General features: G+C 65.8%; 5 protein-coding genes. All 5 read left to right on the forward strand.

Annotated features, from left to right (window positions below; all coding sequences use genetic code 11):
* The coding region (locus AC2VOU_RS04465; protein WP_486956262.1) for a condensation domain-containing protein at positions 1–1,067 on the forward strand (1,067 nt) is incomplete at its 5' end.
* 51 nt (positions 1,068–1,118) lie between these two features.
* The gene (locus AC2VOU_RS04470; RefSeq protein WP_486956263.1) at positions 1,119–4,106 is read left to right on the forward strand and encodes an MMPL/RND family transporter; all 2,988 of its coding nucleotides are present in this window, start codon (positions 1,119–1,121) and stop codon (positions 4,104–4,106) included.
* 57 nt (positions 4,107–4,163) lie between these two features.
* On the forward strand, positions 4,164–5,306 hold the full coding sequence (locus tag AC2VOU_RS04475; RefSeq protein ID WP_486956264.1) for a PE-PPE domain-containing protein: 1,143 nt from the start codon (positions 4,164–4,166) through the stop codon (positions 5,304–5,306).
* A 44-nt stretch (positions 5,307–5,350) separates the two neighbouring features.
* A complete protein-coding gene (locus AC2VOU_RS04480; RefSeq protein WP_486956265.1) occupies positions 5,351–7,087 on the forward strand; it encodes an AMP-binding protein in 1,737 nt (578 codons plus the stop codon).
* A gap of 32 nt (positions 7,088–7,119) precedes the next feature.
* Positions 7,120–7,767 carry a GAP family protein gene (locus tag AC2VOU_RS04485; protein ID WP_486956266.1) on the forward strand — a complete coding sequence of 216 codons (648 nt, stop codon included), beginning with the start codon at positions 7,120–7,122 and terminating at the stop codon, positions 7,765–7,767.
* The last annotated feature ends 123 nt before the right edge of the window (positions 7,768–7,890 follow it).

Raw genomic sequence — 7,890 nt, forward strand, 5'->3', positions numbered from 1 at the left:
CCGACATCGAATTCGAGCCGGTCAACCAGGGCCACCTGACGGTTGACGAGATCCGCGAGCACACCACCGCGATCCCCAGCCCGTTCGAGTGGGGCTGCTTCACCTTCGGGATCGTGCAACGCGAGGGCCAGTTCACGTTCTTCGTCGCGATGGACCATGTGCACGGGGATGCGACGCTGATCGGCACCACGATGATGGAAGCCAACGGTATGTATGCCGCGCTCAGCAGCGGGGGTGAGGCACTGGAGCTTCCCGACGCCGGCAGTTTCGACGACTTCTGCGTGCGCGAGCGCGAAGCCACCGCGCAGTTGACGCTGGATTCGCCGGGCGTGCAGGCGTGGATCGACTTCGCCGAGAACAACGACGGCGGCTTCCCCGGGTTCCCCCTCCCGCTGGGGGATCCGGAGCGGACACTCAGCAGCGAAATGTCTTCCGAACTGCTGATGGACCCAGCGCAGGCGGAGCGGTTCGAAGCGGCGTGTCAGACGGCCGGCGCGCGCTTCGTCGGTGGCATCTACGCGTGTCTGGCCCTGGTGGAGCACGAATTCACCGGCGCCCTCACCTACTACGGGCTGACGCCGCGGGATTCGCGCACCGGCGCCGACAACTTCATGACCCAGGGCTGGTTCACCGGCCTGATCCCGATCACCGTCCCGATCGCGGCGACGTCGTTCAACGAGGCGGCCTACGCGGCACAGACATCCTTCGACTCGGGTCTGGACATGGCCCGGGTGCCGTATTACCGCGTGCTGGAGTTGGCGCCCTGGTTGAAGTGGCCACAACCGAACTTTCCGGTGTCGAACTTCCTACACGGCGGGGCCGCTCCGCTGAACGCTATCCTCGCGGCGGGTGACCTGGGTTTGGCGGACAACATCGGGATCTACCCGGATGGGCGATTCTCCTACCAGCTGACTATTTATATCTTCCGGTACAAAGAGGGCACGGTGATGGCGATCATGCATCCCGACAACCCGATCGCCCTGAAGTCGGCGACCCGCTACATGGAGGCGATGAGGTTCGTGTGCACGCGCGTCGCCGACAGCGGACACTGGGGACGCGTCGCCTGACGTGGGCGTTTCGATCGCGGATGGCCGTGCCGACTGGGGGGAAAGACCTGTATGCGACGGCTAGCTGACTTCGTGGTGCGATGGCCCTGGGTGGTGATCGGGGTATGGATCGCGGTCGCGGTGGCACTGCCGCTGTCGTTCCCGTCGCTGAACCAGATGTCCGAACAGCACCCGCTGGCGATCCTGCCCAGCGATGCGCCGTCGAACGTCACCGCGCGCAAAATGACCGAGGCGTTCCACGATGCGGGTTCTGAAGACCTGCTGCTGGTCGTCTTGACCGACGACAAGGGATTGAGCCCCGCCGACGAGACCACCTACCGCAACCTGGTCGACACGCTGGGAAAAGACACCAAGAACGTGGTCATGCTGCAGGACTTCATCAGCACGCCGCCACTGAAGTCGATCGTCACCAGCAAGGACAACAAGGCCTGGGTGCTGCCGGTCGGCGTGGCCGGGGAACTGGGCACGCCCAAGTCCTACCAGGCGTTCCAGCAGATCACCGGCGTCGTCGACCACGCCGTCGCCGGAACCTCGCTGAAAGCCAATCTCACCGGGCCCGCCGGCACCGTCGCCGACCTCACCGTCGCCGGCCGGCAGGACCGGATGCCGATCGAACTGGCCATCGGCGTACTGGTGCTGATCGTGCTGCTGGTCGTCTATCGCAGCGTGATCACCATGATGTTGCCGCTGATCACCATCGCGTTGTCGCTGGTGATCGCCCAGGCGGCGGTGGCTGCCTATTCGTTTTTGACCGGCGCCGGCGTCTCGAATCAGTCGATCGTCTTCCTCAGCGCGATCATGGCCGGCGCCGGAACGGACTATGCCGTCTTCCTGATCAGTCGATATCACGACTATCTGCGGTTGGGTGAGGATCACCAAACGGCGCTGACGAAGGCGCTGGTCTCGATCGGCAAGGTGATCACCGCATCCGCCAGCACCGTCGGGATCACGTTCTTGGTCATCAGCTTCGCCCGCATGGGCGTCTTTCAGACCGTCGGTATCGCCTCGGCGATCGGTGTCGCCATCGCGTTCCTGGCCGCGGTGACGCTCCTGCCGGCCATCGTGGCACTGGCCGGTCCCCGCGGCTGGGTCAGGCCGCGGGGCGAGCTGACCGCGCGGGTCTGGCGCCGGTCCGGCATCCGCATCGTGCGCCGGCCGCGGACCCACCTGGTCGCCAGCCTGATCGTGTTGGCCCTGCTGGCCAGCTGCGCGGGCCTGGTCCGCTACAACTACGACGACCGCAAAGCGCTCAGCGCGTCCGCCGCGAGTTCGATCGGGTATGCGGCGCTGGATCGTCACTTCCCGGTGAACCAGTCGATTCCGGAGTACATCTTCATCCAGTCACCGCGTGACCTGCGTGATCCGCAGGCACTGGCCGATCTGGAGCAGCTGGCCGACCGGGTCAGCCAGCTGCCGAACATCGCCGCGATCAGCGGTATCACCCGGCCCACCGGAAACGTGCCGGAGCAGTTCCGGGCCACCTATCAGGCGGGCGCCATCGGCTCCTTCCTGGCCAGTGGATCGACCCTGATCAACGATCACACCAGCGACCTCAACCAACTGTCCGAGGGGTCCGTCACGCTGGCCGACAAGCTCGAACAGGTGCAAGGCCAGATCGGCGAACTCGCCGCCAGCGTCCAGCAGCTCGAGAACACCTTCACTTCGACCAAGGACCAGTACAGCGGCGAGACGCTGGTCCACGAGGTCGACCTCGCGGCCCAGCTCGTCGACCACGTGAACGCGATCAGCAATGATATGGGCTGGAACTACACCGGGGCGAAAAACCTGGTCGAGTGGATCGGCCCGGTGCTGACCGCCCTGCAGGGCAACCCGGTTTGCGACCTCAACGAGTCCTGCGCCGACGCCCGCGGTGTGTTCGAGCAGCTGCTCGGCGGCCGCAACCAGCAAGACCTCGACGCGATCAACGACCTGGCCCGGCAGATGGCCGACTACCCGGACAAAAAGCAACTCAAGGCCTCAACCGACAAAATGCGGGCCGCGATCACCAAGCTCACCGGCGTGCTGAAAGCACTGGGCGTGGACCAGCCCGGTGGCCTGCAGGCGAACCTGGACCAGCTGCAAGGGGGCGCCGGACAGTTCGCCGGGGGCAGCCGCCAGATTGCCGACGCGGTCAACCTCCTCGTCGACCAGGTCAAGCAGTTGGGCGCCGGGCTCAGCGAGTCGGCGACGTTTCTGCTGTCGCTGAAGAAAGACGCCGCCCATCCGGCGATGGCCGGATTCAACATTCCGTCGCAGCTGCTGCACTTGCCGGAATTCCAGAACGCGGCCAAGGTCTTCATCTCCCCCGACGGCCATTCGGTGCGGTACCTGGTCCAGACCAAGCTCAACCCGTTCAGCACCGAGGCGATGGACCAGGTCAGCGCGATCCTGGCGACCGCGAAGGGCGCCCAACCCAACACCGCGTTGTCCGATGCCAAGATCTCGATGGCGGGCTACACCGTCGGCCTGAAGGACACTCGCGACTACTACCGGCACGACATCCGCTTCATTATCGCGACGACCCTGCTGGTCGTGTTGCTGACGCTGATCGTGCTGTTGCGGGCGATCGTCGCGCCGCTGTACCTGGTCGCGTCCGTCGTCATCTCCTACTTGTCGGCGGTTGGGATCGGTACGGTGTTCTTCCAATTCATCCTCGGCGAGCAACTGCACTGGAGCGTGCCGCCGTTGGCGTTCGTGGTGCTGGTTGCGGTGGGAGCCGACTACAACATGCTGTTGGTCTCGCGGATGCGTGACGAGTCTCCGCACAGCGCGCGCTACGGCATCATCCGCACCCTGAGCTCGACGGGCGGCGTGATCACCGCGGCCGGCCTGATCTTCGCCGCCTCGATGGCCGGCCTGTTGTTCTCCAGCATCGGCACCGTCGTTCAGGGCGGTTTCGTCATCGGAGTGGGGATTCTGCTCGACACGTTCCTGGTCCGGACCGTCACCGTGCCCGCCATCGCGGCGCTGGTCGGACGGGCGAACTGGTGGCCGTCGTCGAGGTCGACAGCCGCCCGCGCACAGTCCCAACCCAGTTAGCGAGCAACCCCCGTGTATGTGAAACTACGAGACGAACCCGACGGGTCAGGAGTAGGGATGAAGAAACTACTCGCAGGAGTAGCAGCGCTGGTAGTCGTTGGCGCCACAGGATGTTTCGGCGGTGGGACCGCAGCGGCCGACGACACACCGATCGGTGGACCGCCGACCCCCGGAGCCCCGGGCGATCAGACCGCCTACGCGCTGGGTGGCGCCCACGTACTGGGAATTCCCTACGACCAGTACATCAAGATGGAAGGCGCGCAGTGGTTCCCCGGCCAGCAGCGACAGATCGTCCGCTACCCGGCGGGGCAGGTGCAGGGCCACGTGTTGGCGCGCCTCTTCCCGGGTCTACGCCCCGACATCGACAAGGTCGACCAGCAATTCCCGGGACTGGGTCTGGACGGCCCCAGTGTCGGCCAATCGGTCGACGTCGGCGTCGACAACCTCGACGCGGCGATCCGCAGCACCGGTCGGCCGGGTACCGCGATCGGCCTGTCCGAGGGCGGGTTCGTGGTCGACGGTGAGCAGCAACGGCTGGCCACCGCCGCCGACGCTCCCCCGCCGAACACGCTGAATTTCGCCACCTTCGGCGACCCGATCGGGCAGCACGCCTTCGGGCAGAGCTTCCTGACCGCCACCTTCCCGGTCGGCAGCGTCGTCCCGGCATTGGACTACACCATGCCTGCGCACTACGAGAGCCAGTACGACACCGACCGCTTCGTGGCCGCCTACGACTCGATCGCGGACTTCCCCGACCGGCCGGACAACATGTTCGCCTTCGCCAATACGCTGATGGGCCTGGCCACGGGGCACACCGCGGTGGCGTTCACCAACGCGAGCATGGTGCCACCGCAGAACATCCGGACCTCCGTCAACTCGCGGGGTGCTAAAGACACCACGATCATGGTTCCCGAGAAGCACCTCCCGCTGGTCATGCCGCTCAAATACCTCGGCATCCCGGAGGTCACGCTCAACAAGCTCGACGCGATCCTCATCCCGCGGGTCAATGCGGGCTACATTCGTAACGACAATCCGGCGACGGCGCCGATTCAGGTGGATCCGACAATCGGCTTCGACCCGGCGGAGGTCACGGCGCCGGCGAACCAGGCGACGTTCGGCGGCGGTGCCGACCCGTTGTCGCAGATTCTCAGTGGCGCCATGTCCGTGCTGTCCCACGGTGCGGGCGAAGCGTCCAGCTGACACTGAGTCCGAGCCCTTACTTCGACGATCAGTACGGACAACACATGTCTCAATCGACGATCCTCTCCATGCTCCACGGGCGTGCCAGTCTGCGGCCCGACGAGCCCGCTTTCACCTTCACCGATTACGAGCAGGACTATGCCGGCGTCTCGGAGACCCTGACCTGGTCACAACTGTCTCGTCAGACGCTGGCGGTGGCCCGTGAAATCCGCGCCCACGGATCGGTCGGCGATCGCGCGGTCATCCTGGCCCCGCAGGGTCTGGATTACATCCGGGCTTTCCTGGGGGCCATGCAGGCCGGGCTGATCGCGGTGCCGTTGCCCCTGCCTCATCGCGGCTCGAGCTATGACCGGGTCGCTGCGGTGTTCGGCGACACCGCGCCGTCGGTTGTCCTCACGACATCCGCGGCGGCGGAGGACGTCGGCGATTACGTCGACCAATCCCCGATGGACACCGCGCCGAAGATCGTCGAGATCGATTCGCTGAGTCTGGAAGCCGAAGGCGGGCCCAGCCTTTCAACCGGCGATGCGCCGACTATCGCCTATCTCCAGTACAGCTCGGGTTCCACGCGAACCCCGACCGGCGTGATGATGTCGCACCGCAATCTGACGGTGAATTTCGAGCAGCTGATGGGCAGCTTTTTTGCGGGCTCCAAAGTTCCATCGGATACCACTTTGGTGTCGTGGCTGCCGTTCTACCACGACATGGGTCTGGTGCTCGGGGTCTGCGCCCCGATCCTGGGCGGCTATCACGCGCAGCTGACCAGCCCGGTCGGCTTCCTGGAGCGCCCGGCCCGGTGGGTGCGCGCCTTGGCCGAGAATCCCCACGCGTGGTCGTCGGCACCCAACTTCGCTTTCGACCTGGCGGCCCGCAAGACCACCGACGCCGACCTGGCCGGACTCGATCTCGGTGGCGTGCTGGGCATCATCAGCGGCGCCGAGCGAGTCGAGCCGGCCACCCTGCAGCGCTTCGTGGACCGGTTCTCGCACTTCAACTTCAAAGACCACATGATGCGGCCGTCCTACGGTCTGGCGGAGGCCACCGTCTTCGTCACCACGGGCACCTGGCATGAGGACAACCCGGCCACGCACTTCGACGTCGACCAGCTCGGCGCGGGCCGCGTCGAGCGCTGCGCGCCGGGTCGCGGCTCCGCGCTGGTCAGCTACCGGGTGCCGCAGTCACCGAAGCTGCGCATTGTCGACAGCGAGACGCACCGCGAGTGCCCGCCAGACCTGGTCGGCGAAATCTGGGTGCACGGCGAGAATGTCGCCGAAGGCTACTGGAGTAAGCCGCCGGAAGAGCAGACCTGTTTCGGCGCCATCCTCAGCGACCCCTCGCCCGGCACCCCCGACGGCCCGTGGCTGCGTACCGGCGACCTGGGGTTCATCTCCGGCGGCGAGTTGTTCATCGTCGGCCGGATCAAAGACCTGCTGATCATCCGCGGGCGGAACCACTACCCCGAGGACATCGAGGCGACGGTTCAGCAGGTCTCCCAGAGCCGCGTCGCGGCGATCTCGGTCCCGATAGACAGCACCGAGCAACTGGTCACCGTCATCGAGGTGAAGAAGAAGCGCGGCGAGGCCGCCGAGGATCTATGCCACCGGCTCAGCGAGGTCAGAAGCGGCGTGACAGCGGCGATCTCCAACGCGCACGGGCTGAATGTCGGTGACGTCGTCCTGGTTCCGGCCGGCTCCATTCCCACCACCACGAGCGGCAAGATCCGCCGCGCGACCTGCGTCGAGCAATACCGACAGGGCCAGTTCGCGCGGCTGGACGTCTAGCCCGAGCGGGGGCGCGACACCAGAATCACCTCATGCTGGCAACTGTCCTGATAATGGCGCTTGCCGTCAGTGTCGAACCCTTTCGCATCGGTATGACGGTGCTCATGCTGAACAGGCCGAGGCCCGCGCTTCAGCTGTTCGCGTTTTTGTGTGGCGGATTCGCCATGGGAATGACCGTGGGCCTGACCGTCCTGTTCGTATTGCGGCGCATCCTGCTCGGGACGTCCTTGGTCACGGTGCCCCGAGTGCAGGTCGTGATCGGCCTGCTGGTGTTGTGCGTCGCCGCGGTCGTCGGCTTCGACGTGGTCGGGCGACTCGGTCGGCATCGCGCGAAACTGACTCAGCCGGCCACCAGACTGTTGAACGGCGACTCGTTGTCGGTGGCCGCGATCGCGGGCCTCAGCATCGCTTTGCCGTCAGTGGATTACCTGGCCGCGCTGGCGATGATTCTGGCCTCGGGGGCCGCCGCGCCGACACAGGTCGCGGTCTTGGTGGTGTTCAACGTGGTGGCATTCGCGCTGGTGGAAATTCCGCTGCTGGCCTATCTGATGGCGCCCACCCGAACCGCCCGGACGGTAGTCGCGCTGCACGCATGGATTCGATCGCGCCGCCGACGCGATGTCGCGATCACACTGGCCGTCATCGGCTGCGCTTTCCTGGCCGTCGGCGCGGCACACTGATGCGCCCTGCACGCTATTTCAGTGCGAGTTGGGTTCGAACTTCTCCGCGATCTCCTGCCAGGCGCGTGAGTTCTTCCTAGCGATCTCGGCGAAGGCGCCCGAGCAGTGGGGCGGCTCTACATC

This window comes from Mycobacterium sp. TH-M25, assembly GCF_057473665.1.